We start from the raw sequence: 24,938 nt of genomic DNA, 5'->3' as shown, positions 1-24,938 counted from the left end.
TTGCCCGGCAAGGAAATCCTGGGCTACTCCGCGCGCGGCGCGGCCTCGATCGCCAGCACCGCGATGTCGTCGTGGCCGGAATTCCCGAGCCATTCCCGCACGGCCTCGCGCAACCGGCGCACGACTTCCCGCGCCGGCTGCCCGACGCAGTCCTCCAGCACCGTGTAGAGCCGTTCGTCGCCGAACAGTTCGGTGGATTCCGTGCGGTTGCGGGCTTCGGTGACGCCGTCGGTGTAGAGGAGGCAGACGTCGCCCTCGTCCAGGTGCGTCGTCGCCTCGGCGAAGCGCGCCTGCGGCGAGACGCCGACGAGCGTGCCGGGCACGCTGATCTCCTCGACCCCTCCCCCGCGCCGCAACACGAGCGGCGCGGGATGGCCGCCGGAGGCGAGGGTGACGTCGAGGCCGGACTCCGCGGCCGCGACCGAACCGAGCACGAGCGTCGCGAACCGGTTGCTGCCGCCGGAGATCAGGAGTTCGTTGAGCAGCCGCAGCATCGTCCGGCCGTCGCGTTCGACCAGATGCAGCGCGGCCAGCGAATGCCGCACCCGGCCGGTCAGCGCGGCGGCCTCGGCGCCCTTGCCGCAGATGTCGCCGACGACCACGAACGCGCTGCCGTCTTCGCGGGAGAGGACGTCGTAGAAATCGCCGCCGACCCCGAGCACTCCGCCGGCCGGTTCGTACCACAGCTCGAAATTCGCGCCGTCGACCTGCGCGGGCGGCGTCGGCAGCAACGTCGATTCCAGCCCGCGCGTGGCTTCCTCCTGGCGCGCGTAGCGCTGCGCGTTCGCCAACGCCGTGCCGGCCGCGTCCGCGAACGCTTCGACCGCCTCGCCTTGCGAAAGCCCGAACGCGGGCTCGCCGCGCCGGCCGAGCAGCACCGCGCCCGCCATGCCGGAGCCGAACGAAACCACCGAAACCTCGAGGTGCCCCTCGAACGGCTCGGCGACCGCCGCCGGAAGCGCCGCCACTTCCGCCGCGGGAACCGAGCGGACCTCTGGCCGGGCGACGTCGGTCACCGCGTCGGACACCACCGGCGCGAGCTGCGCCGGAACCCGCCGGATGCGGCCGTGGCCCGCGGCGCCGTGTTCGGTGCAGCTCCACCATTCCCAGCGGCCGCGGGTGGTCGGCAGCAGCACGAAAGCGCAATCGGCCAACGCGGACGCGGCCAGTTCGGCGATCACCCGCGCGGTGCCGTGCCGTCCGCGCGCGAGCGCCAGTTTCGGACCGGCCTCGGCGAGGAACTCCTCGGGACGGCGGCGGCCGTCGTCGACCACGGTCCAGGCGCGCCAGCCGCCGGGCAGCGCGCGGACCTTGGCCGGCCGGTGGCCGACCTTGCCGGTGGTCTCGGTCACGCTGACGAGCTCGGCCGGGCCGAGCCGCTGCGCGGCCGCGTTGGCCCAGCGCAGGGCGCCTTCCGGGTCCTGGAGGTACACCGGCTCCCGGACGTCGTCGAGGACCGGGCGCCAGAACCCGGCGTGGCCGGGCAGCTCGGCGCCGGGTGGCAGGGCCGACGCCGGAGCGGGCCGTGACACCATGCACGAACCTCCTGCCTCCGGGTCGACCTGACGGTCCTGGTCCTTCCAGGTTGGCACAGTGTGCGCGGGCGGACTGGGTCGAAGTGTAGGGCGAACCGTGGCAGGCTGGGTCGACGACCATGGCTGGCACACGCGTGGTGGGAAGGTCGGCAGAGATGACAGAGACTCCCCAGGCTTCCGGGAGCCCCCGGAACTCCGGGGCCCAGGACCCGGAGTTCGTCCCGGCGAACGAGGCCGCGGCGCTGGAACGGCTGCTCGCCGCGGTCCACGACCTCGGGGACGGCAACTTCCGGCGGCGGTTCGTGGCGCACGGCGACGGGATCACCGCCCGGCTCGCGTCGGCGTTCAACGACATCGCCGAACGCAACCAGCGGCTCGTGACGGAACTCATGCGCGTGCGCGGCGCGGTCGGCCAGGAGGGCAAGCTCAACGAGCGCGTCCGCACCGAGATCGGGCCCGGCGGCTGGGCCACCGCGGTCGACACGGTCAACGGGCTGATCGAGGACGTCAGCCGTCCGGTCGTGGAGCTGGACCGGGTGCTGGGCGCGGTCGCCGAGGGCGACCTGTCGCAGCCGATGGCGCTGCAGCTGGACGGCCGTCCGCTGCGCGGGCAGTACGCCGAGCTGGCGAAGACCGTGAACGGGCTCAACGCGCAGCTGTCGCGGTTCGCCGCCGAAGTGATCCGGCTCTCCCGCGAGATCGCCGGCGAGGGCCGCCTCGGCGGGCAGGCCGAGGTCCCCGGCGTGGCCGGGACCTGGCGCGACCTCACCGACTCGGTCAACTTCCTCGCCGACAACCTCACCGAGCAGGTCCGCAACATCGCCTCGGTCACCACCGCGGTGGCCCGCGGCGACCTGACGCAGAAGATCAACGTCGACGCCCGCGGCGAGATCCTGGAGCTGAAGAACACCATCAACACGATGGTCGACCAGCTGTCGTCGTTCGCCGACGAGGTCACCCGGGTGTCGCGCGAGGTCGGTTCCGAAGGGCGGCTCGGCGGCCAGGCGCGCGTGCCGGGCGTCGCGGGCACCTGGCGCGACCTCACCGACTCGGTGAACCTGATGGCGGACAACCTGACCGACCAGGTCCGCAACATCTCGCAGGTCGCCACCGCGGTCGCGGCGGGCGATCTGACGAAGAAGATCGACGTCGACGCGCGCGGCGAGATCCTGCAGCTGAAGACGACGCTGAACACGATGGTCGACCAGCTCTCGTCGTTCGCCGACGAAGTCACCCGGGTCGCCCGCGAGGTCGGCAGCGAGGGCCGCCTCGGCGGGCAGGCGGAAGTCCCCGGCGCGGCGGGCACCTGGCGCAACCTCACCGACTCGGTGAACCAGATGGCCGACAACCTGACCGACCAGGTCCGCAACATCTCGCACGTGACCACCGCGGTCGCGAAGGGCGACCTGACGCAGAAGATCACCGTGGACGCGCGCGGCGAGATCCTCGAGCTCAAGACCACGATGAACACGATGGTCGACCAGCTCTCCTCCTTCGCCGACGAAGTCACCCGGGTGGCCCGCGAAGTCGGCACCGAGGGGCAGCTGGGCGGACAGGCCACCGTGCCCGGGGTCGCCGGCATCTGGCGCGACCTGACCGGCTCGGTGAACTTCATGGCGAACAACCTCACCGCGCAGGTCCGCAACATCGCACAGGTCGCGACCGCGGTGGCACGCGGCGACCTGACGAAGAAGATCGCGGTCGACGCGCGCGGCGAAATCCTCGAGCTGAAGACGACGCTGAACACGATGGTCGACCAGCTCTCGTCCTTCGCCGACGAGGTCACCCGAGTGTCGCGAGAGGTTGGCACGGAAGGAAAACTCGGCGGTCAGGCGACCGTGCCGGGCGTGGCGGGGACCTGGAAGGACCTCACCGACAACGTCAACTTCATGGCCAACAACCTCACCGACCAGGTGCGGAACATCTCGCAGGTCACCTCGGCCGTGGCGCGCGGCGATCTGACGCAGAAGATCACCGTCGACGCGCGCGGCGAAATCCTCGAGCTGAAGAACATCCTCAACACGATGGTCGACCAGCTGTCCGCCTTCGCGGACGAGGTCACCCGCGTCGCCCGCGAGGTCGGCACCGAAGGCCGACTGGGCGGTCAGGCGCGCGTTCCCGGCGTCGCGGGGATCTGGAAGGACCTCACCGACAACGTGAACGTCATGGCGGACAACCTGACCGTGCAGGTCCGGAGCATCGCCACGATGGCGAGCGCGGTGGCGAACGGCGATCTGTCGAAGAAGATCTCGATCGACGCGGCGGGCGAGGTCGCGGCGCTGGCCGGGACGCTGAACGACATGGTCGAGACGCTGCGCGCGTTCGCCGACGAGGTCACCCGCGTCGCCCGCGAAGTGGGCACGGAAGGCATCCTCGGCGGTCAGGCGCGCGTGCCGGGCGTGGCCGGGACCTGGAAGGACCTGACCGAGAACGTCAACTTCATGGCGCACAACCTGACCAGCCAGGTGCGGAACATCTCGCAGGTCACGACGGCGGTCGCGCGCGGCGACCTGTCCCGCAAGATCGACGTCGACGCCCGGGGCGAGATCCTCGAGCTGAAGACCACGATGAACACGATGGTCGACCAGCTGTCCGCGTTCGCCGCGGAGGTCACCCGCGTCGCCCGCGAGGTCGGCACCGAGGGCAAGCTGGGCGGCCAGGCCGAGGTCGAGGGCGTGTCCGGCACCTGGAAGCGGCTGACCGAGAGCGTGAACCAGCTGGCGGGCAACCTGACCACGCAGGTCCGCGCGATCGGCCAGGTCGCCACGGCGGTGACCGCGGGCGATCTGACCCGGCACATCACCGTGGACGCGTCCGGCGAGCTGGCGGACCTCAAGGACAACATCAACCAGATGATCGCGAACCTCAAGGAGACCACCTCCGCGAACCGCGAACAGGACTGGCTGAAGACGAACCTGGCGCGGCTGTCCGGGCGGATGCAGGGCCACCGCGACCTCGCGTCGGTGGCGACGCTGATCCTGTCCGAGCTGGCCCCGCTGGTCAGCGCGCAGCAGGGCGCGTTCTTCATCGCGCACGACGACGAGGACGGCGACGGCCAGGACAAGCTGCTCGACTGCATCGCCGCCTACGGCCTCGCCCAGGCCCGCACCGGCCTGCGGTTCCGGCTGGGCGAATCGCTGATCGGCCAGGCCGCGGTGGACCGGCGGACGATACTGGTCAACGGCGCGCCCCCGGAGTACGCGCTGGTGTCGTCCGGGCTGGGCTCGGCCCCGCCGGTGAACGTGATCGTGCTGCCGGTGCTGTTCCAGGGCGAGGTGCTCGGCGTGCTGGAACTGGCGTCGGTCAACGAGTTCTCCGCGGTGCACCTGGACCTGCTGGAGCAGCTGCGGCACACGATCGGCGTCAACGTCAACACGATCCTGTCGAACTCGCGCACCGAGGCGCTGCTGACCGAATCGCAGCGGCTGGCCCAGGAACTGCGCGCGCGGTCCGAGCAGCTGCAGGCCCAGCAGGGCGAACTGCGCCGGTCGAACACCGAGCTGGCCGAGAAGGCGGCGTTGCTGGCCCAGCAGAACCGCGACATCGAGGTCAAGAACATCGAGATCGAGCAGGCCCGCCAGGAGCTGGAGGAACGGGCCGGGCAGCTGACGGTCGCGTCGCAGTACAAGAACGAGTTCATGGCGAACATGTCGCACGAGCTGCGCACGCCGCTCAACAGCGCGCTGATCCTGGCGAAACTGCTGTCGGAGAACCCGGAGGGCAACCTCACGGAGAAGCAGATCCAGTTCGCGAAGACGATCTGGGCGGCGGGCAGCGATCTGCAGCAGCTGATCAACGACATCCTCGACCTGGCGAAGGTCGAGGCCGGGAAGCTGGACCTGCAGATGTCGGACGTGACGCTGCCGGAGCTGGTCAACTACGTCGAATCCCTGTGCCGCCCGCTGACCGCGGACAAGGGCCTGGAGTTCGCGGTCCTGATCGACCCGCCGGTGCCGGGCAGCGTGCACACCGACGAGCACCGCCTGCAGCAGGTGCTGCGGAACCTCCTGTCGAACGCCGCGAAGTTCACCGACGAGGGCGGCGTGCGCCTGCACATCCGGATGGCCGACCCGGAGGAGGTCGAACAGGAGTCCCTGCGCTCGGCGGCCGGCATCATCGCGTTCGCGGTCGAGGACACCGGCATCGGCATTCCGGAGGAGAAGCTGGAGGTCATCTTCGACGCCTTCCGCCAGGCGGACGGCACGACCAGCCGCAAGTACGGCGGAACGGGCCTGGGCCTGTCGATCAGCCAGCAGCTCACGGAGCTGCTGGGCGGCGAACTGCGGGTCAGCAGCGTCCCCGGCAAGGGCAGCACCTTCACGCTGTACCTGCCGGTCGGCGCCGCGAACCTGATCGCCCCGACGACCCCGGTGCGTCCCACGCCGAAGCTGCCGGTCCTGCCGAGCACCATCACCGTGGCCGAGCCGAACAGCGCCCCGAAACGCTTCAACGGCGAAAAGGTCCTCATCGTCGACGACGACCTGCGCAACGTCTTCGCCCTCGCCGCGGTCCTCGAGCAGGCAGGCCTGGAAGTCATCTACGCCGACACCGGCGTGGCCGGAATCCGGGCCCTGGAACGCCACGAGGACACGGCGCTGGTCCTGATGGACGTGATGATGCCCGAACTGGACGGCAACGCGACCATCGCAGCCATCCGAGCCGAAGCGGCCCACGAGGACCTGCCGGTGATCGCCGTCACAGCGAAAGCGACGGAGGAAGACCGCGAACGCACCCTGGCGTCGGGAGCGGACGACTACATCACGAAGCCGGTCGACACGGATCTCCTGCTGGACGTGATCGCCGCCCGCCTGGAGGCGGACGCGGCGTCGTCCTCGGAGAGGGAAAACTTGGAGCGGGTGACGGGAATCGAACCCGCGTAGCTAGTTTGGAAGACTAGGGCTCTACCATTGAGCTACACCCGCAGTGCCCTCGGTGACCCGGGAGCGAAGCCAGTTTAGCGTGCCCGCTAGGGTGGGTCGCACACCCCCCGGGTACTCCGGCTTCCAGGCTTCCGGACCTCGGGGTTTCGGGGGTGCCGGGATGTGGCGCAGCTTGGTAGCGCATCCGCTTTGGGAGCGGAGGGTCGCAGGTTCAAATCCTGTCATCCCGACTCTGAGGGGCTGGACCTGCGGGTTCAGCCCTTTTTTGGTGCCGTGGGGCGCGGGGTGGGAGCTAGCACAGCGCTCAGTGACACTCCTATTCGAGGATTTTCACATGCGCACCCGAGCTCTGAAGCCCGCTCCGCCGGCCTGGCAGGCGCTGATCGACGAGTGGGCTATGTCACTCGAGGCAGAGAACAAGAGTGCCCGGACGATCCGGGCTACTGCGACTCCGTGCGCTTCTTCCACATCTGGCTCGCGGACCCGGTCGCGCCGGAAGCTGATGACCCCGACGCGTGGCTCGCCTCCGTTCCGCCGGAACCGGCCGAGCCCGCAGACTGCGAACCGAACCACGTCAAACGGTGGATCGCCTACCGCATCGCCACGACCAGTCCGGGCAATGCGAACAACAATTACCGGGCACTGAGTGCGTGGTTCAATTGGCTCCTGGCCGAGGAAGAGATCGAGCACCACCCGATGGCTCGTATGAAACCACCGCACATTCCGGACCAGCCGATCCCCATCACTCCGGTGGAATTCATCAAGCAGGTGCTCCGGAACTGCCAAGGCCGCGACTTCCACAGCCGCAGGGACGAAGCGATCATCCGACTGATCTGGGACACCGGCGGCCGCCTCTCCGAAATCGCCAACATCGACATGGAACGCGACCTCGATCTGACCCCGTCGCGTCGTCAATGTCCTCGGCAAAGGCGGGAAATGGCGCGCACTCCCCTTTAGCGCCGCTACTGGCAAATCCCTCGGCCGTTACCTCCGCGTCCGTGCTCGCCACCCCTACGCCGACACGACCACCAGACTGTGGCTCAGCGACCACCGCCGCAGCACGCCCCTCTCGCCGAACGGCATCAAGATCATGCTCCGCCGCCGCGGCAACGACGCCGATGCGCGCAGCGTCCTCGGCCGCAATCTCCACACACACCCCCTCCGACACTTCCAGTCGCACACCTTCCTCAAATCCGGCGTCAGCGAAGGCGACCTGATGCTCCTCAACGGCTGAGCCACCCCGCAGATGGCCCGGAAGTACGGGGCCAGCGCTGCCACCGGACGAGCCCACGAGGCCGCCAGGAAAATTCGCGTTGGAGATGCACTGTGAATCAGTGGCTGTGACCGCGCACATCGCGCCGCTCTTTGCGATGCCGGGCCTGCCCGACGAGTTGACGGACTCGTTCTTCTCGATCACTCGTTCTGTGTTGTAGAACTTCGGGAGGGCAGTGCCGACCTCTTGGTCCTGCCGCTGCTTGTGCTCAGGCGGCCGAGCCATGTTCGCTGCCTGCCTTGATGTCTGTCAGCGCAGATTTGCCGGCTCGTGCTACGAGGGCGATGCGGACTTTGCCGACGCGTGGCCGACGATCCGCGGGGCGAGGTGGGCAGCGTCGTGGCCGACGTAGCCGATGAGCGCCGAGCCGGCGGTTCGTTGCCAGGGCTGCCCGAGGACGTACAAGCCGGGTGTGGGTGTGATGCCTTCGCGGTGGCGGAGTACTGATTCGTCGAGCGCGCCGGGGATGTCGACCCACGAGTGGTCCCGGCGGAATCCTGTCGCCCAGACGACCGCTTCGACGTCGGTGCGCGTTTCGTCGGCGAACACCGCAGTGCTGTCCAGGGCGTTCGTGAGTCTGGGTGCGAAGCTGATTCCGAGGCGGCGCAGGTCGCGGAGCGAGTGGCCGATCACGGTGCCTTCGCCGCGGCGCATCCAGCGACCTCGCCGGGAGTCCGCAGGTGCGGTGATCAGCCCGGCGCGGGTCTGCCACCAGAAGATGTCACGGCGCAGGATGCGTTGCGGGACATGGACATTGCGGGTTCCGGTCGAGAGCGTCACCGCGGCGACGTCCGGGTCGGCGGCGAGTTCGGCGGCGATCTGCACGCCGGAGTTGCCCGCGCCGACCACCAGGACCCGGCGGCCGCGGAACGGGTCCGGGTCCCGGTAAGCGCTGCTGTGCTGTTGCAGGATTTCGGGTGCGAATGCTTCCGAGAAGGCCGGGACGGCCGGTTGCTGGAACGGCCCGGTCGCGACGACCACCTGCCATGCCCACACCGGTCCGCGGCTCGTGGTGAGGTGGTAGCCGTCGTCGTGCCGTTCGAGTGCGGTGACGGCGGTCGACGTCTTGACAGGCAGGTCGAAGGTGCTGGCATAGGTCGCGAGGTAGTCGGCGACCTGGTCTTTCCCGGGGTAGGCATCAGGCGGGCCGGGGAACGTGAGGCCGGGCAGAGCGGCGTATCGCGCCGGTGTGAACAGGCGCAGGGAGGTCCAGCGGTTGCGCCAGACGTGGCCGACGTCCGGGCCCGCGTCGAGGACCACGAAATTCAGTCCTGTGTCGGCGAGTTCGTGTCCCAGAGCCAATCCGGGCTGGCCGCCGCCCACGATGGCGACGTCGTAGCCGGTCATGTCGCCGACGGGGCGACGGCACCCAGGATGAGGTCGGCGACGCGGACGAAAGCGGCCATGTCGTCAGGCGGCACGTCGCAGAGGACTGCCCGGGCACCGCTACGCCGGCTGTCGTTGATCCACTGTGCGGTGGCGGAGCCTTTGGGGGTCAAGGAAACCGCGACGGCGCGTCGGTCGTGAGGATGGGGCAGCCGCCGCACCAGGCCGGCGTCCTGCAACTGGTCGACGAGGCTGGTGACGTGGCGAGGCGTGCATCGCAACGCATCGGCGAGCGCGCGCTGCATCAGCTCGCCGTCGCGGGCCAGCACGTAGATCACCTCCGCGCGGCTGGGGGTGAGGCCTCGCTCAGCCAATGCCCCCTGCATCGTCTCGGCCAGCCGGGCGGCCAGCTCGAAAGCCTTGTCGAACGCCTCCTCCGGACTGCCGGTCATCTCACCCCTCCTCCTTTTAGTGTCCAAAGTACATAGTGACGTGAGTTCAGTAAATGTGCTGCCCGACTGTCGGCAGCGCTGGGCCCGACTCCTGTCGCAGCGGTCACAGTCGGCCTGTCGCCGCTGGTCACAGGCCACACGCGCGGGTGTCACGACGGAAGTTCGGACGCGCTTGCGGGCCGGAAGTGTGACACTATTGGCATAGATCCAGAAAGCTTTGGAGAAGCAGAACGGGACGGTGCCCCATGTCGGAGAACCCTGGGCCGCAAGAGGTGTTGTTCGAGCAGTTCGCCCGTGTCGGCAAGGCGCTCGGCAGCCCGAAGCGGCTGGAGCTGCTGGACGTGCTGGCTCAGGGGGAACGCAGCGTGGAGGTGCTGGCGCGACGCACCGGACTGAAGCTGACGACCGCGTCCGCGCATCTGCAGGCGCTCCGGCAGGGCGGGCTGGTGCGGACCCGCAAGGACGGCACCCGGGTGTTCTACCGGCTCGCCGGGGACGAGGTCGCCCGGCTGTGCCTGAGCCTGCACGAAGTCGCTAAGGCGCACCTGGCCGAGACCCGGCAGGCCGCCAACGAGCTTCTGGGAGAAGATGAGGTCGAGGAACTCGGCCGCGACGCCCTGATGGACCGGATCGAAGCCGGTGACGCGCTCGTGCTGGACGTGCGCCCGGAGAACGAGTTCGAGGCCGGGCACATCGCCGGTGCGGTGTCGGTGCCCTTGGACGAACTGGAAGACCGGCTCTCGGAGCTGCCCGCGGATCAGGAGGTCGTGGCCTACTGCCGGGGCGAGTTCTGCGTGCTGTCCTATAAGGCGGTGCGGTTGTTGCGGGCGCGCGGGCGCAAGGCCCGCCGGATGTCGGGCGGGATGCTCGAATGGCGTTCGGAAGGGCGGGCGATCGCCGCGTAGACGCCGGGCCGGCGGGCCTTGTACGGGCAGGGTTTCGATTACATGAAGTTGCGGGTGTGCAAAGAGGACAGGTCCGCGGCTTCGTCGGCGGGGAAGCCGAGATGGACCAGCCGCCGCTGCCGGCCGTCGTCCATTTCGGACTGCAGTTTCATGACCTTGTCGTAGCCGCGGGCGATCGCCTCCGGCGTCCACTGCCCGGCGGCCATGACGACGAGCGAGTCGAAAACGTCCTGGTTGAGCCCGGACGTGTCGACCAGTGCGTCGTAGCGGCGTTCGACCGCGGACCGCAGCCGCCCCCGCAGGGCCGGGTCGATCTGGGACTGGTGCTGCAGGTGGGCAACCCCGAAAGCGACGTGCCGGGCCTCGTCGCGGCGGGCGAGGCGGGTGACCTGCCGGGTCACCGGGTCCGGGGCGTGTTTGTCCAGGAACTCGAGCAGGTTCAGGAAGCTGCCCTCGCCGAGGACCGACAGCAGGAACGAGGCGAGGGAGAATTCGGCTTCGGTCAGCAGCGTGGCCAGTGATTCCCGGCCGCTGGCCGAGGACGTGCCCATCTCGCCGCCGCGCAGGAGCGCGCGGCGGGTGAAGACTTCCATGTGGCGGGCTTCGTCGGCCGCTTGCACGGCGAGCAGCTGGAGCACTTCCCGGAAGTGGGGGTGGATCCGGCCCAGCAGCCGCGCGGGGATGACCAAGGCTGCCTGCTCGTTCTCGATGAGGTAGGTCATCACCTGGACGACCGCTTGTTCCACCTCGGGCGCGAGCGTGAATTCCGCTTTCCAGTCCACTTCGGTGTCGGGGTTCCATTGGGCTGAGGCAGCGTGCGCGTAGAGCGAGGGCGCGATCTCGGCCCACACCAGGTCGCGGTGGGTGATGTCGAACGGCGGTGTCGGGCCGCCTTGCTCGATCAGCGCGCCGCGCGCGGCCAGGCCCCAGTCCGGAGCCGGGTCGCTGACGATCCCGCTGGGATGCGGCCCGCCGGCCCGCTGGGCGCCGGCCCACCGGTCGAGATCGGCGCGGCCCCGGATCACCCAGGCTCGGACGCCGAAGTCGGTGTCGAGGGCCGGGCGGACGCCGTGCCCGTTCTGGCGGCACCAGGTTTCCAGGTGCACGACCAGCGCGGGGTCGCCGCCGGTGACGCCCAGTTCGTCGCCGGGCCGCAGCCCGCGCAACGCCTGCTGCACGAGCAGGTGGGCGCCCCGCTCGAAGCTGAGCGTCTCCAGGTCGAGAATGCCGGGCGGCGCGGTCGTCATGGCCGGTACTCCCGGGCGGTGACCCGGCCTTCGGCATCGTAGAAGGCCTGTTCCTCCACGGCGGCGTCGAGCAGGGCGTACCCGCTGCTGCGGCCTTCGTGCCATGCGGTGAGCCCCTCCAGATCGAACAGGGGCCGGACCTCGGGGTCGGTGTACGACATCGACAGCAGCAGCTGGCCGAGCTTGCGGACCTCGTCTTGGGGCGCGTCGTCGACGACGCTGAGGTTGCAGTGGTCGTAGGCGGGGGTCTGGGCGAGCACGCGGGTGCTTCCGGCCGGGAGCGTGCCTTCCTTGCCGAAAAGCAGGTGGTTCATGTCGATGATCGCGGCCGCCTCGATCTCGCCGGCCAGCAGCGCTCGCGCGGCGTCGCGTTCGCCGCCGATGTGGTCGCCGTGCAGGCCGACGCCCACGTCGAACCGGCGGACCGTGAGGTTCTCGCCCGGGACGAGGCCCGCCTCCCTCAGGAACGAGCACGGGATCAGCGTGGCCTGCGGCGAGTCGACGGCACCGACCCCGACAGTGACGCCTTCCAGGTCGGCGACCTTCTCGTAGGGCGAATCGGCGCGGACGATGATGACCGACGTCAGGTTCCGGTCGGTGTCGCGCATGACCAGCGGCGTGAGCCGCCTTCCGTTGGCGCTGGCCAGGCGTTGCGCGCGCAGCCAGGCCAGCGGCGAGTTCCAGGCGGCGTGGATCTTCCCGGCCGCGAGGTCCTCGACCTGGCGTTCGTAATGGGAGTACAGCACAAAATCGAACGAGAGCCCGCGGTTTTGCAACCAGGACCGGAACCCGTTCCAGATCGTGACGACTTTCGGGTCGTAGGCGACTGCGCCCATCAGCAGAGTCATGACATCCCCTCCGTAGTCAGAACAGCGGCAGGCCGAGGCTGGCCCGGCCGACGAAATCGCGCAGTGCTTCCGTGGTCGGCGCCATCACCCTGGCCGCCAGCGAGTCGCGGAAGTGCCGTTCGACGCCCAGTTCCTTGCGGAACGCGGAGCCGCCGCACAGCCGCATCACGCCGTCGGCGACCTCCGAGGCGCCCTCCGCGGCGACGGCTTTCACCTGCAGCACCCGCAATGTCGCGTCGTCGCGTCCTTCGGCCAGCGCGGCGAGCGTGTCGCGCAGGAAGGCGCGGACCTCGTCGGTCCGGGTCAGCAACCGCGCGAACCGTTCGCGGTGCTGCGGCTGCTCGGCCAACGTCTGGTCGAGGTGGGCGAGGCGGGTTCCGGTCAGGTGAGCCGACGCCTTCGCGATCAGCGACTGCATCAGGCCCAGGGAGAAGGCCGCGTTCAAGACCAGGAAATGCGGAAGAGCCGACTGCAGCGCGAGGTCCAGGCCCGCGCCGTCGCTGCCGAGCATCGCCGAGGAAGGCACCTCCACCGCCTGGCCGGCGACGGGGTTGGAGGCGTTGCCGCGCAAGCCCAGCCCGTCGAACTTCCCCCGCACCGTCAGTCCCTTGGCGTCGCTGGAGACCAGCCACAGCGTCATCGGTCCCTCGGCCGCCACCGGGCGGCTCGACCACACGTAGCTGTCCGCCTCCCCGGCCGCGGTCACCCAGCTTTTCTGCGCGTCGAGAACGACCCGGTCGCCGTCGTTCGCGGTCGCCGACCCTTGCGGGGCCCAGAAATGGCTGCGGGAACCCGTTTCGGAGAACGCGAGAGTGCTCAGGTGGCGTCCTTCGCCGATGGCCCGGCGGGTGTCGCGGTCGCCGTGGGCTTCGATCAGCGCGGTGGCGGCGTAGTGCATCAAGGTGACCATCGCCGTCGACCCGCACGCGCCCGCCAGTTTCTCGATCACGTGCGCGGCGTCCGCGAGGGAACCTCCGGCTCCGCCGACGTCGCTCGCGCTGATCAGCCCGAGCAGTCCGGCCTTCCCGAGGGCGTTCACGCCGTCGCGGGGGAATTCGCCGGACCGGTCGACCCGGTCCGCTTGCGGGGCAACGGTTTGCTCGACCACGGAGGCAACAGCGGTCGCATGGTCAAAAGACATCAGGCTTCCTCCCCATCACGCCCTCGGACCGCAACGGCCTGCCGCGTGGCGCCCCCCGGAGAGCGTCCGACCCGCCCCAGCCCTCAACGCTTCAATACTCCATGGTTATTTGGACAAAGGCCACGGTAGCGAGTTCCGACCCAGCATGTCCAGAGCCAGTTGGACGGTAAGTAATCGATTTTGCGTGCAGTGTCACGGGGCGAGCGCGTCGGCACGCGGGCGGGGCGGCGCGACCCGGTCGAGTTCGATGCGCAGTCGCCGTTTGCCTGTGCCGCGGGACTGATTGGCGGTGACGCGCAGCGCGGCGACCTCGCGAGTGCTGGCGACATGAGTGCCGCCGTCGGCTTGCCGGTCCAGGCCAGCGATCTCCACGACACGGATTCTGTCGAGTCCGGCGGGGACACGGTTGGTTTTCGTGCGGATCAAGTCGGGTCGGCTGAGGAATTCCTCCGGTGGCAGAAAGGACACGCTCACCGGCCGGGCCGCGGCGATCTCGCGGCGCAGAGCCTCTTCGAGCCGGTCGCCGAAGGACTCGCCCGAGACGGTCTCGTCGGCGGCGGCCAGTTCGAAGTCGACTCGTCCGCACAGCGGCTGCATGCTGCGGCTGAGGATGACGCCGCCGTAGTCGCGTCCCACCACGCCCGCGAGCAGATGCAGGCTGGTGTGCGTGCGCATCAGCGCGTAGCGGCGGTCCCAGTCGAGAACGCAGCGCACCTGTTCGCCCTCGCCGGGCTGCGGGCCGTCGAGCAAGACGGCTATCCCGTCGTCGTCGCGCCGGAAGCCGGTCACCTCGGCGGTTCCGGCCTGTCCGGTCACCGCGCCGGTGTCGGCGGGCTGCCCCCCGGCGCCGGGGAAGAAGGCCATGCGGTCGAGGCGGACGCCGCCGTCGGTGCGCTCCAGCACGCGGGCGGTGAACTCCGCCAGATACGGCTCGGTCTGGTACAGCAGCGTCGTCACGAGGCGGCCCGCCGTCCCGCGCGCGACGCGGGTACCGACCAGCCGTCCGGCACCAGCAGCGGACCGTCCGGGAGCGGACGGCGGGCCATCGGCGCGGACCAGTCGCCGATAGCGGGACGGCCGCAAGCAGACCAGGCGGAGCACAGATCCGCCAGGTCGTCGGCCAGCGCGGCGGCGTTGGGGCCGGTCGCGTGCACCGCGCCGCCGCGTTGGACGACCGCCGCCCCGGCGGCGTCCTCGGCCAAGAGCGCAGCCGTTCCGTCGGCGGGATCGAGCCCGGCGAAATGTGCCTGTGTCATCCGGGTGCTGCGCGAGGCGAGGAAGAACCACAAGTCGCCGTAGTCGTCACCGGTCATCCGCGGCAGGACCTGCTTGCTCACGATCGGCTCGGGGAACGGGCCCTGGGCGAAGCGGGCCGGGTGCGCTCCGGGGAACGGCTGGTACAGCGCCCCGCCCGCGAGCATGAAGTCGGTCCAGGGCCCGACGCCCGTCGCGCGCAATCGTCCGCGTTCACGACGGAATCGCACGAGCGGGTGCGCGCCGCCGTGCGCGAAAGGAGCCAGGACGAACCCGCCTGGGGCGAGTTGCTCGCCCCAGGACGGAGGAACGCCGCGGATGCCGCAGCTGGCAAGGATGCGGTCGTAGGGGCCGCGCGCGGGATGCCCGTCGTAGCCGTCGCCCACTACTGTCACGACACCGTCGACGCCGCACCGCCGCAGCGCCTCCTCGGCATCGGCGATCACGTCCGGCTGCACGTCGAGCGAGACCACCTCGGCTCCGGTGACGGCCTGGATCAGGGCGGCGTTGTAGCCGATCCCGGCACCGATCTCCAGCACTCGCGTTCCCGGCGACAACTCCAGCGCGCCGAGGATCCGCGCCAGCAGGGACGGCCGCGTGGTCGCGCTGACCAGCTGCCCGCTGTCCTCGTTGATCTTGAACGCCAACGGGTTGTCTCCGTAGACCACGTCGAGGATTTCCTCCGGAACCGGGCCCTCGGACGGCATCTCGTGCCACTGCTGGTGCCGGAACCGGGCCAGGAAGAGGTGGCGGGGAACGGTTGCGAACGCGCGCTCGACTGCGTCGTCCCCGATCGCCCCGGCCCGGCGCAGCATCCGCGCGTAGTCCGCGAGCCGGTCGGCCGGTCCTCGCGCGAGTCGGTGCGGGGCCGCCGCGGCCGCAGCTGGTCGATCATCCATCCGTCCAGTCAAACCGACAATCCCGCAACAATCCAGAGATGTCTGGAATATTGCGAGAGAATCGGGGGCACGGGCCGAAGGCTGGCCGCAGGGAGCAGCGTGCGTGCCCGCCCGGGCCCTCCGGGGCTCGATCTGGGCGATGTTCACCAGGCTGTTGCCATGATTCATGGAATTATGGTTTATCTCGTGCGGGACCCGTCGCGGGCTTCCGCTCCTGCCGGAACCCGCCGAACCTCGAGGAGCCGTGGTGGTCACAGTGGTCGATGTCCGTGCCGTGCAGCGCCGGACCATCCGGGTCCTGATCGGGGCGCAGATGGTCTTCGCCGTCGTGATGGCGATGGCCTCGCCAGTCGCGGCGCTCCTCGCGCAGCAGATCACCGGGTCGGCCGGACTGGCCGGGCTCGCCCAGGCGGCCACCGTCGCCGGAGGCATGCTGGCCTCGGTCCCGCTCGCCGAGTTCACCGCCCGCAGGGGCCGGAGGCTCGGGGTGGCCGCGGGGTATCTCGTCGGCGCCGTCGGGGCCGCGGCCGTGGTGCTGGGCGGGGTCGCCGCCAGCTATCCGCTCCTGTTCGCCGGGTCGCTGCTGACGGGCACCGCGGTGGCGGCCGGGCTGCAGGCGAGGTTCGCCGCGACGGACCTGGTCGAGCCGGAACGGCGCGGGCGGGCGATCGGGACCGTGGTGTGGGCCTCCACGATCGGGGGCGTGGCGGGCCCGTCCCTGGCCGGGCCGTCGGACTCGGCTTCGGCGGTGCTGGGCCTCCCGCAGTTCACCGGCCCGTTCCTGGTGATCGGGGCGGGACTGGTGCTGACCGCGGCCGCGACGTTCGTGTGGCTGCGGCCCGATCCCCTGCTGCTGGCCCGTTCCCTGCGCGGGGAAACGCACGGCCCCCGGGGGCAGGGCGTCCTGCGGACCGCTCGCGCACTGGCGGGCAACCCCGCCGCCCGGCGGAGCCTGGTCGCGATCGCCGTCGTGCACGCGGTCATGGTGTCGGTGATGAACATGGCGTCGCTGCATCTGCACCACGGCGGCAGCACCCTGCGCGTCGTCGGGTTCGCGATCAGCGTCCACCTGGCGGGGATGTTCCTGCTGGCCCCGGTGTTCGGCTGGCTGTCCGACCGGTTCGGCGGCCGCCGGGTGCTCGCCCTCGGGCTGCTGCTCCTGCTCGCCTCCGCCGCGGTGCTGCAGAGCACGAGCGGGCACGACACCGGCCTGGTGATGGCCGGCCTGCTGCTGCTGGGCCTGGGCTGGTCGGCGGGCTTCGTCGCGGGTTCGAGCCTGCTGACCGCGTCGGTCGAAGAGGAACTGCGCCCCCGGGCGCAGGGCTTTTCCGACCTGCTCATGCAGGCGGCCGCGGCGGCCGGCGGCCTGCTCGCCGGCAGCGTCGTCGAATTCTGGGGCTATCCATGGCTGGCGCGCATCTCCGCCGTCCCGGTCGCCCTCGTCGCGATCTGGCACCTCCTCGCCGGGCGGCACGCCGCCCGGACCGCGTGACCCGGCCGGTCGTCTTCCCTTCGACCCGAACCCCTGCTACGTTCCCTATATCTAATCCTCCATAAAACTTTGGAGAATAGTATGGTGGCTGCGTCCGAACGCGTGAGACTGACCGAGCTGTCCACGGGGGCCGGGTGTGCGTGCAAACTGCCCCTGGAGAAGCTCGACGACCTGTTCTCGTCGTTCCGCGAGGGCCTGGCACCGGCATCGGACGATCTGCTCGTCGGGGCGCTCGACGGCGACGACGCGGCGGTCCTGCGGCTGGACGCGGAGCGGGCGCTGGTGCTGACCACCGACTTCTTCACGCCGATCGTGGACGACCCCTACGACTGGGGCCGCGTGGCGGCGGCCAACGCGCTGTCGGACGTCTACGCCATGGGCGGGCGCCCGCTGATCGCGGTCAACCTCACCGCGTGGCCCGGCGAGGTACTCCCGATGACGCTGTTGAACGACGTGCTCCGCGGCGGCGCCGATCTCGCCGCGACCGCGCAATGCCAAGTCGTCGGCGGGCATACCATCGACGACGCGGTGCCCAAGTACGGCATGGCAGTGCTGGGCATCGCCCACCCCGAACGGCTGCTGGCGATCGACCGCCTGCGCCCCGGCGACCATCTGGTGCTGACCAAGCCGCTCGGCACCGGGGTGATCACCACGGCGTTGAAGAACGCCGCAGCCGACGACGCGGTCGTGCGCGGGGCCGTGGACTCAATGACCACGCTCAACGCCGCGGCCAGCGACGTCGCCCTCGCGGCCGGGGTCCGCGCCGCCACCGACATCACCGGCTTCGGACTGGCCGGGCACCTGCACCGGATGTTGCGCGCGAGCGGCGCCGCCGCCGAACTCGACGCAGCGAGCGTGCCACTGCTGCCGGGCGCGCTCGAACTGGCCGCCCGGTTCGTTCCCGGCGGCACCCGGGCGAACATGGCCTACCTCGCCCCGACGGTCGACGTCGACAGCGACGTGCCCCACGACCTCGCGGTGCTGCTGCACGACGCGCAGACCTCCGGCGGCCTGCTGCTGGCCGTCCCCGACGACCCGGCCAAGCTGATCGCGGCGCTAGCCGCGCGCGGGATCGACGCTCCGGTGATCGGCAAAGTCGTCGAGGGACAGCCCGGCCGGGTGCGCATCCGCGGCGGTGCCGCGACACGATGACCGGCCTCCGTTCGTCCCGACTGCTCGGTTCCGCGCTGCTGGCCGCGGCCTTGCTGACGTCCTCCGGGTGCGGCACCGCCCGCGCTCCGGGTCCCGCAGGCGTGCCCGACCCGCTGCGGATCGGGCTGAGCCCCAGCATCCTGCCCGCGCTGCAGCGCGAGACCTACCAGCCGCTCGCCCAGTATCTGCATCAGCGGCTCGGCGTCGAGGTGGTCTTCTCCGCTCCCGTCGACGAACCCGCGGCGTTGCGGGCGCTGCGCGACGACGCGGTCGACGTGGCCCGCCTCGACGCGCTGACCTACGCCGGAACCGATCCTCAGGATTCGCTAGCGCCGCTGGTCACCGAAGTCGACGCCGAGACCGGAAACCCGCGGTACCTCTCCGCGCTCGTCGTCCGGCACGGCAGCGGTGTGCGCAGCGTCGCCGACGTCGTCCGCGCCGGAGCCCGGATCGCTCTGGGCGGCCCGCACTCGGCGGCCGGCGACCTGTACCCCCGCGCCATGCTCCGCGACGCCGGCGCGGCGTGCCCCGGTCCGCCGCCACAGCAGTGCGTCGCCGCGGCGGCAACGCTCGTGACTGGCACCGGCTACAACACCGCGCGCGCTGTGCTGGACGGCACGGCCGGCGCGGGCGGGCTGGCGTTGCGGACCCTGCACCGGCTCGAACGCGACCGCGCCGTCCCCGCCGGAGCATTCGACGTGCTCCGCACCCACCTCGTGCCGGGCAGTCCGTGGGTCGCTCGCCGCGGGCTCGGCGCCGCCGCTCAGAACGCGATCGCCGCCGCGTTCGAGTCGATCTCGGCCCCCAGCCTGCTGAACCTTCTGCAGGCGCACGGCTACGTCCCGGCTCACCCAGCGGACTACCGGGAGCTGCGCGCCGACGCCGAGCGCCTCGGAACCGGGGAGGCCACGCCATGACCGCACCCGACCCGCGCCGCGCACTGCCCAAAGTGGACACGCTGCTCACTCATCCGCTGCTGGCCCCGTATCGGGACGAGTGGGGCAGGGCACCGCTCGCGGGCGCCGCGCGGCACGTGCTCGACGCCTGCCGCACCGCGATCGGCCGCGGGGAACCGGCACCCAACGCCGATCTGCTGGCCCAGCGCGTCGTCGAGCACCTCGACCTCACCGGCGCGCGCCGGGTGCGTGCCGTCATCAACGCCACCGGCGTGGTGCTGCACACCAACCTCGGCCGGTCTCCGCTTTCCTCCGCGGCGCGCGAAGCCGTGCTCGCCGCCTCCGGATACTCCACTGTGGAATTCGATCTCGCGACCGGTGGGCGCGGCAAACGCGGCCAAGCCGCCCACGCGATGCTGCGCACGCTGACCGGCGCTCCCGGCGCGCTGATCGTCAACAACGCCGCGGCGGCGCTGCTGCTGAGCCTCGGCGCACTCGCCCGCGGGAAGGAAGTCGTCGTCTCCCGCGGGGAACTCATCGAGATCGGCGGGGAATTCCGGATACCGTCCATCATGGAGGCAGCCGGCGTCACCCTCGTCGAAGTCGGCACCACCAACCGCACTCATCTGCGCGACTACGCCGAGGCGATCACCGATCGCACCGCGCTGCTGCTGCTGGTGCATCCGTCCAATTACCGCATCGAGGGATTCACCGCCTCGCCTTCGCTGCCGGAACTGGCGGCACTCGCCCGCCAGCACCGGATCCCGCTACTGCACGACATCGGCTCCGGCCTGCTGCGCGGAACGCTGGGCGAGGAACCCACCGTCGACGACAGCCTCCGCGACGGCGCGGATCTCGTCGTCTTCTCCGGCGACAAGCTCTTCGGAGGCCCGCAGGCCGGCATGGTCGTCGGCGCCGAGGACCTCGTCGCCGGGCTCGCCCGCCATCCGATCGCCCGCGCCGTCCGCATCGACAAGCTCACCCTCGCCGCGCTCGAAGCCACCCTCCTTGCGCACCTGTCCGGCAGGCGGGACCAGGAACTTCCCGTCTGGCGCTCGCTGCGCATGGGCTGGGACGATCTCCACCCGCGAGCGCAGCGACTCGCCGCCCGCCTCGGACCAGGCGCCGAGGTTCGGGAGGGGGCCAGCACCCCGGGCGGCGGCAGCCTCCCCGGCCAGACGATCCGGAGCCCGCTCGTGCATTTGACTCCCCGAAGCGACAGCGAAGCGGCGACGATGGCCCGGCTGCGCCACGGTGATCCCCCGGTTATCGCGCGTACCGAAAAAGGCCGTCTCGTCATCGACCTGCGCACCGTCGACGAAGACGACGACGACACGCTCGCCGCCGCACTGCTGCGCGCGCTGCAGACTCCGCCCGCGCTCGGCAACGGCTCCGGACCGGCGACCACCGCATCGACAGAAAGCGAGGACCGAACCCAGCACGCGACCTCGTGAGATCGCACAGGGAGGTGAGGAGTCCTGGTGGACTCTCCGCGGCCACGCCGCGGAAGGCGCTCTGCGCCTGGCGGGTTCGATTCCCGGCCACCTCCGCCACTCTCCCGATGGCGCCGAATCCGGAGAATTCTCAGTCATGCGCTGCGGAAATAACCCCTCAGAACACCACGCGGAGATTCTTTTCCAGCAGTCGCGCACAGTGCGCTACTCCTTTGCGGGCAACCCTGTTCGGGCACTCTTCTCGCGCCTGCCCACCGCTGCTAACGTCCACTACTACCGAAATCCAGTTATTTATGGATAAATCGCAGGCGGCGGGGGCCGTCGCGCGAACCGTGGTGTCGCGAGGAGAAGTCCCATGAGCACACGGACCGACCCGACGTTCTACCGCACGGCGAGCCACGCCATGTCCGGCCCGCCTGAACGGCATGGCTACGTGGTCACGCTCGACCCCAGCGGAAACCGGCCGGACGCGTTGAGCGTGCTGGACCTCGACCCGGAGTCGGCGACCTACGGGCAGCTCACCGGACGGCTCGACATGCCGAACGTCGGGGACGAACTGCATCACTTCGGGTGGAACGCCTGCAGTGCGCACCTGTGCCCCGGTTCGCCGCACCATGACGTCGAGCGCCGATACCTGCTCGTGCCCGGCCTGCGCTCGTCGCGGATCCACGTGGTCGACACGAAGCCCGACCCGCATCGGCCGCGCCTGGCGAAAGTGATCGAACCGGACGCCGTCGCAGCGGGCTCTGGCTACAGCAGGCCGCACACCTTCCACTGCGGTCCCGACGGAATCTACGTCAGCGCCCTGGGTTCGCCCGACGGCTCCGGCCCCGGCGGCCTCTTCCGGCTCGACCACGAGACGTTCGACGTCCAGGGGCAATGGGAGACCGACCGGGGCCCGCAGTACCTCGCTTACGACTTCTGGTGGCACCTCGGGCACAACGTCCTGGTCAGCAGCGAATGGGGCACGCCGGAGATGGTCGAGAACGGTCTTGACCCACAACGGCTGCTCGCCCACGAATACGGCCACCGCATCCATCTGTGGGACCTGCGGACGGGACGGCACCTGCAGCAGCTCGACCTCGGAGCCGAGCACCAGATGGTGCTGGAGCTGCGCCCGGCGCACAATCCGTCGAAGACGTACGGATTCGTCAACGCTGTCGTGTCCACAAAGGACCTTTCGTCGTCGGTCTGGGCATGGCACCGCGACAACGGGAACTGGGCGATCCGCAAAGTGATCGAGATCCCCGCCGAACCGGCTGACGCGGACCGCCTGCCTCCGGCGCTGCAGCCGTTCGGCGCGGTCCCCCCTCTGGTCACGGACCTGGTGCTGAGCCTGGACGACCGCTATCTCTACGTCGCCTGCTGGGGCACCGGAGACCTGCGCCAGTACGACGTCGCCGATCCCTTCGCGCCGAAGCTGACCGGCACGATCAGACTCGGCGGCATCGTCTCGCGCGCCCCGCATCCCCGCGGCGGCGGCCCTCTCAACGGCGCGCCGCAGATGGTGGAACTCAGCCGGGACGGACGCCGCCTGTACTTCAGCAATTCGCTGTACTCGTCGTGGGACGACCAGTTCTATCCCGACGGCTTGCGCGGATGGATCGCCAAGGCCGACATCGCCGAGGACGGCCGCATGACCCTCGACGAGAACTTCTTCGTTCCCTTCGAAGGAGAACGCCCCCACCAGATCCGGCTGGAGGGCGGCGACTCGTCCTCCGATTCCTACTGCTACTCGTGAACGCGGCCCCGGCTCGTCCGCCTGCATCCTTTGTTCGCCGCAACGCAACGGAGCGTCTCGCATGGACACCATCATCATGGTCGGGATTTTCGGGTTATTCCTCGCCGCGACGAGAAAATGGTCACGGCCGAAACTGATCGGACTGTGGGCTGTCGCCGTCGTGGCCTGTCTGCTGCTGTTCTGGCATCACGCGACCTCGCCGCTCAACCTCAACTTCTGACCCGAGGGAGCCTCGCCATGACTGCGACAGCCACCGCGGCCGCGCCCACTCGCCCGGCAAACCGTCTCGGCTTCGTCCTGCTGCACATCTACGTCCTGGGCATCTGCGCGGTCCTGCTCGGCGGCTTCCTCGTCCAATTCGGACGCGGCGAATACCCGTGCCCGCTGTGCATCCTGCAACGGATGTTCATGATGCTGGCCGCACTCGGACCCGTGTTCGTCATCGCGCGCTCGCGCACCCAGGCCGTCACCACCCGCGAATTCGCCGCCGGGTACGGGATGAGCATCGTGGCCAGCGTGTGCGGAGCCGCGGTCTCGGCCCGCCACATCATGCTGCACATCAAGCCGCCGGACGCCGGATACGGCAGCACTGTCTGGGGCCTGCACCCCTACACCTGGGCCTTCATCACCTTCACCGTCGCGATCCTGGCCGCCGGCGGCAGTCTCGCGCTCGCGCGCGAACTCGAACCGTTGGACAGCCGCAGCACCGCCCTGTCCACGACCGTGCTGTGGATCTTCGGCGCGATCGTGCTCGCCAACCTGCTGGCGGTGTTCGCCCTCGAAGGACTGCACTGGTTCCTCCCCGGCGACCCCGTCCGCTACCAGCTGCTCTACGACCTCGGGATCGCCTCCTAGGCAAAAAGCGCGTCCGCGCAATCCGGGAACAGCCGCGTGGGAGCAACCGGGCAATTCGCCGCCCGGTTGCTCCCACATGCGGATTCGCCACCTGCGAATACCGCAGAAAATTTGATACGGCACAGCCTTACTGGAATCGCGACATGCCCCAAACGTAGGTACGGTCATTTATTTGCCGTGCGGGTTGCGGGGGCGGTGCACAGAGCGGCATACTGGCGAAAAACGAGCTGTCAGCTCACGTTTTGATCACTGGGGTCTTGGGGAACATCCCGCACTGGTCTCGCCCGGAATCGCGGGCGGTCGCATTGAGGGAATGGGGGGAGGTGAATCACGTGAAGGTCATCATCAAGCCGGTCGCCAAGCCGCAGCTGTCGAAGATCGCCGGTTCCACCCGTTGTGGCTGACCTCGCGGTCACTCGTGACCGGCCGCTGACGACCGGTCATCGCCGCTGCGGTGCGGGCATACCGCGCTCGCACCGCAGCCTTGCCGTCTCGCACTTTCCGGAGGCTCACCGTGACGTCCACACAGGACCTCGACTTCAAACCCAGGCTGCGGCACTGCACTTTCTTCCAGCCGGAGGAAGGCCCCGTCATCATGATCGTCGGGGAGCGGCACTTCGAGATCGAGCAGAAAGGCGCCGACTTCGACACCTTCCTCAACTTCAAGCGCTATCTCGACGGCCGCCACACGATCAAGGAAATCTCCGAAATCACCGGCATTTCGCCCGAGGATGCGATCGGGATTGTCAACGGATTCGCCGAGCAAGAGCTGATTCGTGTCGAAGACGAGTCGCTCGACAAGATTCCGGTTCCGGTCTTCCTCGACCAGATCGACCGCTCCACCGGGATGTGGAGCGAGCAGATCGGCTTCCACCGGTTCTGGTCGAGCCTGGAGAACCAGCGTTACCGCAAAGAGGTCTTCCTCGGGTTGATTCTGGAGACCTACCACTACATCAAATCCGCCAGCCGCCACATCTCCACCGCGATCGCGCACTGCACGGACCCGGCATGGGAACACCAGCTGTCGGAGTACCTGTCGGAGGAATACAACCACGCGTGGATGGCGCGCGACAGCCTGCTGCGCATGGGCCTGTCCCGGGACGAGGTCGAGAACGCCCATCCCGTCATCGGGACCTGGTCGCTGATCAACAACCTGTGCGAGATCGCCCGCGGCGACACCCTGGGCTACCTCGCCTGCACCAAACTGTTCGAAGCACGGGACTCCGAGACCCTGGACGGCGCGAACGACCTGCAACGGCTGGCCGTGGCCTACGGCTATCCCGAAGACTGCCTGGAACCGTTGGTGTCGCACGTAGCCGAGGACGTCAACGCCAACCACACCGGCTTGCTCGAGGAAGCCCTGGAAGGACGCGACTACGTTCCCGCCGCCCAGGCGCACCGCGCGGTGAACAACCTGCACGACCTGAAACACTCGTTCGACCAGTACTACTACGGCATCGCGCAGTACTACTCCGACATCTCCAACTACATCCCCCGCCTGAAGGTCGACTACTTCAGCCTGTGAACGATCGCCGCCGCCCGCGTCCCGGACCCCCGCTCCGGGACCCGGGGAAACCACCGCGCACCG

At 69.7% G+C, this 24,938-nt stretch carries 19 protein-coding genes, 3 tRNA genes and 1 pseudogene; 14 read left to right on the top strand and 9 right to left on the bottom strand.

Annotated features, from left to right (window positions below; translation table 11 throughout):
• Positions 1-23: 23 nt before the first annotated feature.
• Positions 24-1,535, bottom strand: coding sequence for a PP2C family protein-serine/threonine phosphatase (locus F9C12_RS36425; protein WP_409463483.1), 1,512 nt, complete (start codon positions 1,533-1,535; stop codon positions 24-26).
• Positions 1,536-1,690: 155 nt separating this feature from the next.
• Between F9C12_RS36425 and F9C12_RS36420 the strand changes: the two genes are divergently transcribed.
• Complete coding sequence (locus F9C12_RS36420; RefSeq protein ID WP_409186270.1) at positions 1,691-6,415, top strand: HAMP domain-containing protein; 4,725 nt, start codon at positions 1,691-1,693, stop codon at positions 6,413-6,415.
• Here F9C12_RS36420 and F9C12_RS36415 read toward each other — a convergent pair.
• Positions 6,384-6,457, bottom strand: a tRNA-Gly gene (locus F9C12_RS36415). The genes F9C12_RS36420 and F9C12_RS36415 overlap by 32 nt on opposite strands.
• Before the next feature lie 114 nt (positions 6,458-6,571).
• Here F9C12_RS36415 and F9C12_RS36410 point away from each other — a divergent pair.
• The 3 genes and pseudogenes from F9C12_RS36410 to F9C12_RS36400 form a co-directional block, all read left to right on the top strand.
• Positions 6,572-6,645 (top strand) — tRNA-Pro (locus F9C12_RS36410).
• A gap of 223 nt (positions 6,646-6,868) precedes the next feature.
• Complete coding sequence (locus tag F9C12_RS36405) at positions 6,869-7,372, top strand: tyrosine-type recombinase/integrase (RefSeq protein ID WP_409463482.1); 504 nt, start codon at positions 6,869-6,871, stop codon at positions 7,370-7,372.
• A 7-nt stretch (positions 7,373-7,379) separates the two neighbouring features.
• Positions 7,380-7,649: pseudogene (locus F9C12_RS36400) on the top strand (integrase); the annotation flags it as partial.
• A gap of 312 nt (positions 7,650-7,961) precedes the next feature.
• Here F9C12_RS36400 and F9C12_RS36395 read toward each other — a convergent pair.
• Both F9C12_RS36395 and F9C12_RS36390 read right to left on the bottom strand, forming a co-directional pair.
• Positions 7,962-9,035: a flavin-containing monooxygenase gene (locus F9C12_RS36395; protein WP_409463481.1), complete on the bottom strand. Its 1,074-nt coding sequence runs from the start codon at positions 9,033-9,035 to the stop codon at positions 7,962-7,964.
• Positions 9,032-9,466, bottom strand: coding sequence for a MarR family winged helix-turn-helix transcriptional regulator (locus tag F9C12_RS36390; RefSeq protein ID WP_409186267.1), 435 nt, complete (start codon positions 9,464-9,466; stop codon positions 9,032-9,034). The genes F9C12_RS36395 and F9C12_RS36390 overlap by 4 nt, the downstream gene beginning before the upstream one ends.
• 245 nt (positions 9,467-9,711) lie before the next feature.
• Here F9C12_RS36390 and F9C12_RS36385 point away from each other — a divergent pair, with 245 nt between their 5' ends.
• Positions 9,712-10,371 (top strand): ArsR/SmtB family transcription factor, encoded by a 660-nt coding sequence (locus F9C12_RS36385; RefSeq protein WP_409463480.1) that lies wholly within the window; start codon positions 9,712-9,714, stop codon positions 10,369-10,371.
• A gap of 38 nt (positions 10,372-10,409) precedes the next feature.
• Here F9C12_RS36385 and F9C12_RS36380 read toward each other — a convergent pair whose 3' ends face one another.
• The 5 genes from F9C12_RS36380 to F9C12_RS36360 form a co-directional block, all read right to left on the bottom strand.
• Complete coding sequence (locus F9C12_RS36380; RefSeq protein ID WP_409463479.1) at positions 10,410-11,618, bottom strand: ferritin-like domain-containing protein; 1,209 nt, start codon at positions 11,616-11,618, stop codon at positions 10,410-10,412.
• Positions 11,615-12,466: a phosphate/phosphite/phosphonate ABC transporter substrate-binding protein gene (locus F9C12_RS36375; protein WP_409463478.1), complete on the bottom strand. Its 852-nt coding sequence runs from the start codon at positions 12,464-12,466 to the stop codon at positions 11,615-11,617. Before F9C12_RS36375 ends, F9C12_RS36380 begins: the two co-directional genes overlap by 4 nt.
• A 16-nt stretch (positions 12,467-12,482) precedes the next feature.
• Entirely contained in the window at positions 12,483-13,607 is a 1,125-nt protein-coding gene (locus tag F9C12_RS36370) for an acyl-CoA dehydrogenase family protein (protein ID WP_409463477.1), read from the bottom strand.
• A 192-nt stretch (positions 13,608-13,799) separates the two neighbouring features.
• Positions 13,800-14,564, bottom strand: coding sequence for an alanyl-tRNA editing protein (locus F9C12_RS36365; protein ID WP_409463476.1), 765 nt, complete (start codon positions 14,562-14,564; stop codon positions 13,800-13,802).
• On the bottom strand, positions 14,561-15,760 hold the full coding sequence (locus tag F9C12_RS36360) for a methyltransferase domain-containing protein (RefSeq protein WP_409463475.1): 1,200 nt from the start codon (positions 15,758-15,760) through the stop codon (positions 14,561-14,563). The genes F9C12_RS36365 and F9C12_RS36360 overlap by 4 nt, the downstream gene beginning before the upstream one ends.
• A 247-nt stretch (positions 15,761-16,007) precedes the next feature.
• Here F9C12_RS36360 and F9C12_RS36355 point away from each other — a divergent pair, with 247 nt between their 5' ends.
• The 9 genes from F9C12_RS36355 to F9C12_RS36315 all read left to right on the top strand — a co-directional run bounded on the left by F9C12_RS36355 (position 16,008) and on the right by F9C12_RS36315 (position 24,875).
• Complete coding sequence (locus F9C12_RS36355) at positions 16,008-17,252, top strand: MFS transporter (protein WP_409463474.1); 1,245 nt, start codon at positions 16,008-16,010, stop codon at positions 17,250-17,252.
• A gap of 81 nt (positions 17,253-17,333) precedes the next feature.
• On the top strand, positions 17,334-18,404 hold the full coding sequence (gene selD / locus F9C12_RS36350) for a selenide, water dikinase SelD (RefSeq protein WP_409463473.1): 1,071 nt from the start codon (positions 17,334-17,336) through the stop codon (positions 18,402-18,404).
• Entirely contained in the window at positions 18,401-19,321 is a 921-nt protein-coding gene (locus tag F9C12_RS36345) for a phosphate/phosphite/phosphonate ABC transporter substrate-binding protein (protein WP_409463472.1), read from the top strand. Before selD ends, F9C12_RS36345 begins: the two co-directional genes overlap by 4 nt.
• Positions 19,318-20,754: an L-seryl-tRNA(Sec) selenium transferase gene (selA, locus tag F9C12_RS36340; protein WP_409463471.1), complete on the top strand. Its 1,437-nt coding sequence runs from the start codon at positions 19,318-19,320 to the stop codon at positions 20,752-20,754. Before F9C12_RS36345 ends, selA begins: the two co-directional genes overlap by 4 nt.
• A gap of 10 nt (positions 20,755-20,764) precedes the next feature.
• Positions 20,765-20,853: transfer RNA gene (locus F9C12_RS36335), tRNA-Val, on the top strand.
• Positions 20,854-21,109: 256 nt separating this feature from the next.
• Entirely contained in the window at positions 21,110-22,495 is a 1,386-nt protein-coding gene (locus F9C12_RS36330; protein ID WP_409463470.1) for a selenium-binding protein SBP56-related protein, read from the top strand.
• Positions 22,496-22,556: 61 nt separating this feature from the next.
• Positions 22,557-22,715 (top strand): DUF5993 family protein, encoded by a 159-nt coding sequence (locus F9C12_RS36325; RefSeq protein ID WP_409186255.1) that lies wholly within the window; start codon positions 22,557-22,559, stop codon positions 22,713-22,715.
• Positions 22,716-22,732: 17 nt separating this feature from the next.
• Positions 22,733-23,350 carry a disulfide bond formation protein B gene (locus F9C12_RS36320; protein ID WP_409463469.1) on the top strand — a complete coding sequence of 206 codons (618 nt, stop codon included), beginning with the start codon at positions 22,733-22,735 and terminating at the stop codon, positions 23,348-23,350.
• A 514-nt stretch (positions 23,351-23,864) separates the two neighbouring features.
• Positions 23,865-24,875, top strand: coding sequence for an iron-containing redox enzyme family protein (locus F9C12_RS36315; protein ID WP_409463468.1), 1,011 nt, complete (start codon positions 23,865-23,867; stop codon positions 24,873-24,875).
• Positions 24,876-24,938 lie beyond the last annotated feature (63 nt).

The organism is Amycolatopsis sp. GA6-003 (genome assembly GCF_046267895.1).
Classification (GTDB): Bacteria; Actinomycetota; Actinomycetes; order Mycobacteriales; family Pseudonocardiaceae; genus Amycolatopsis.
Note: the sequence above shows the minus strand (reverse complement) of the source record. Positions and strands in the feature narration are given on the sequence as shown.

Coding starts and splice junctions, on each gene's coding strand:
- F9C12_RS36395 (WP_409463481.1), bottom strand. CDS start 9,035: ATGACCGGCTACGACGTCGCCATCGTGGGCGGCGGCCAGCCCGGATTG.
- F9C12_RS36380 (WP_409463479.1), bottom strand. CDS start 11,618: ATGACGACCGCGCCGCCCGGCATTCTCGACCTGGAGACGCTCAGCTTC.
- F9C12_RS36330 (WP_409463470.1), top strand. CDS start 21,110: ATGAGCACACGGACCGACCCGACGTTCTACCGCACGGCGAGCCACGCC.
- F9C12_RS36345 (WP_409463472.1), top strand. CDS start 18,401: ATGACCGGCCTCCGTTCGTCCCGACTGCTCGGTTCCGCGCTGCTGGCC.
- F9C12_RS36390 (WP_409186267.1), bottom strand. CDS start 9,466: ATGACCGGCAGTCCGGAGGAGGCGTTCGACAAGGCTTTCGAGCTGGCC.
- F9C12_RS36385 (WP_409463480.1), top strand. CDS start 9,712: ATGTCGGAGAACCCTGGGCCGCAAGAGGTGTTGTTCGAGCAGTTCGCC.
- F9C12_RS36370 (WP_409463477.1), bottom strand. CDS start 13,607: ATGTCTTTTGACCATGCGACCGCTGTTGCCTCCGTGGTCGAGCAAACC.
- F9C12_RS36375 (WP_409463478.1), bottom strand. CDS start 12,466: ATGACTCTGCTGATGGGCGCAGTCGCCTACGACCCGAAAGTCGTCACG.
- F9C12_RS36420 (WP_409186270.1), top strand. CDS start 1,691: ATGACAGAGACTCCCCAGGCTTCCGGGAGCCCCCGGAACTCCGGGGCC.
- selD (WP_409463473.1), top strand. CDS start 17,334: ATGGTGGCTGCGTCCGAACGCGTGAGACTGACCGAGCTGTCCACGGGG.
- F9C12_RS36325 (WP_409186255.1), top strand. CDS start 22,557: ATGGACACCATCATCATGGTCGGGATTTTCGGGTTATTCCTCGCCGCG.
- selA (WP_409463471.1), top strand. CDS start 19,318: ATGACCGCACCCGACCCGCGCCGCGCACTGCCCAAAGTGGACACGCTG.
- F9C12_RS36425 (WP_409463483.1), bottom strand. CDS start 1,535: ATGGTGTCACGGCCCGCTCCGGCGTCGGCCCTGCCACCCGGCGCCGAG.
- F9C12_RS36360 (WP_409463475.1), bottom strand. CDS start 15,760: ATGGATGATCGACCAGCTGCGGCCGCGGCGGCCCCGCACCGACTCGCG.
- F9C12_RS36320 (WP_409463469.1), top strand. CDS start 22,733: ATGACTGCGACAGCCACCGCGGCCGCGCCCACTCGCCCGGCAAACCGT.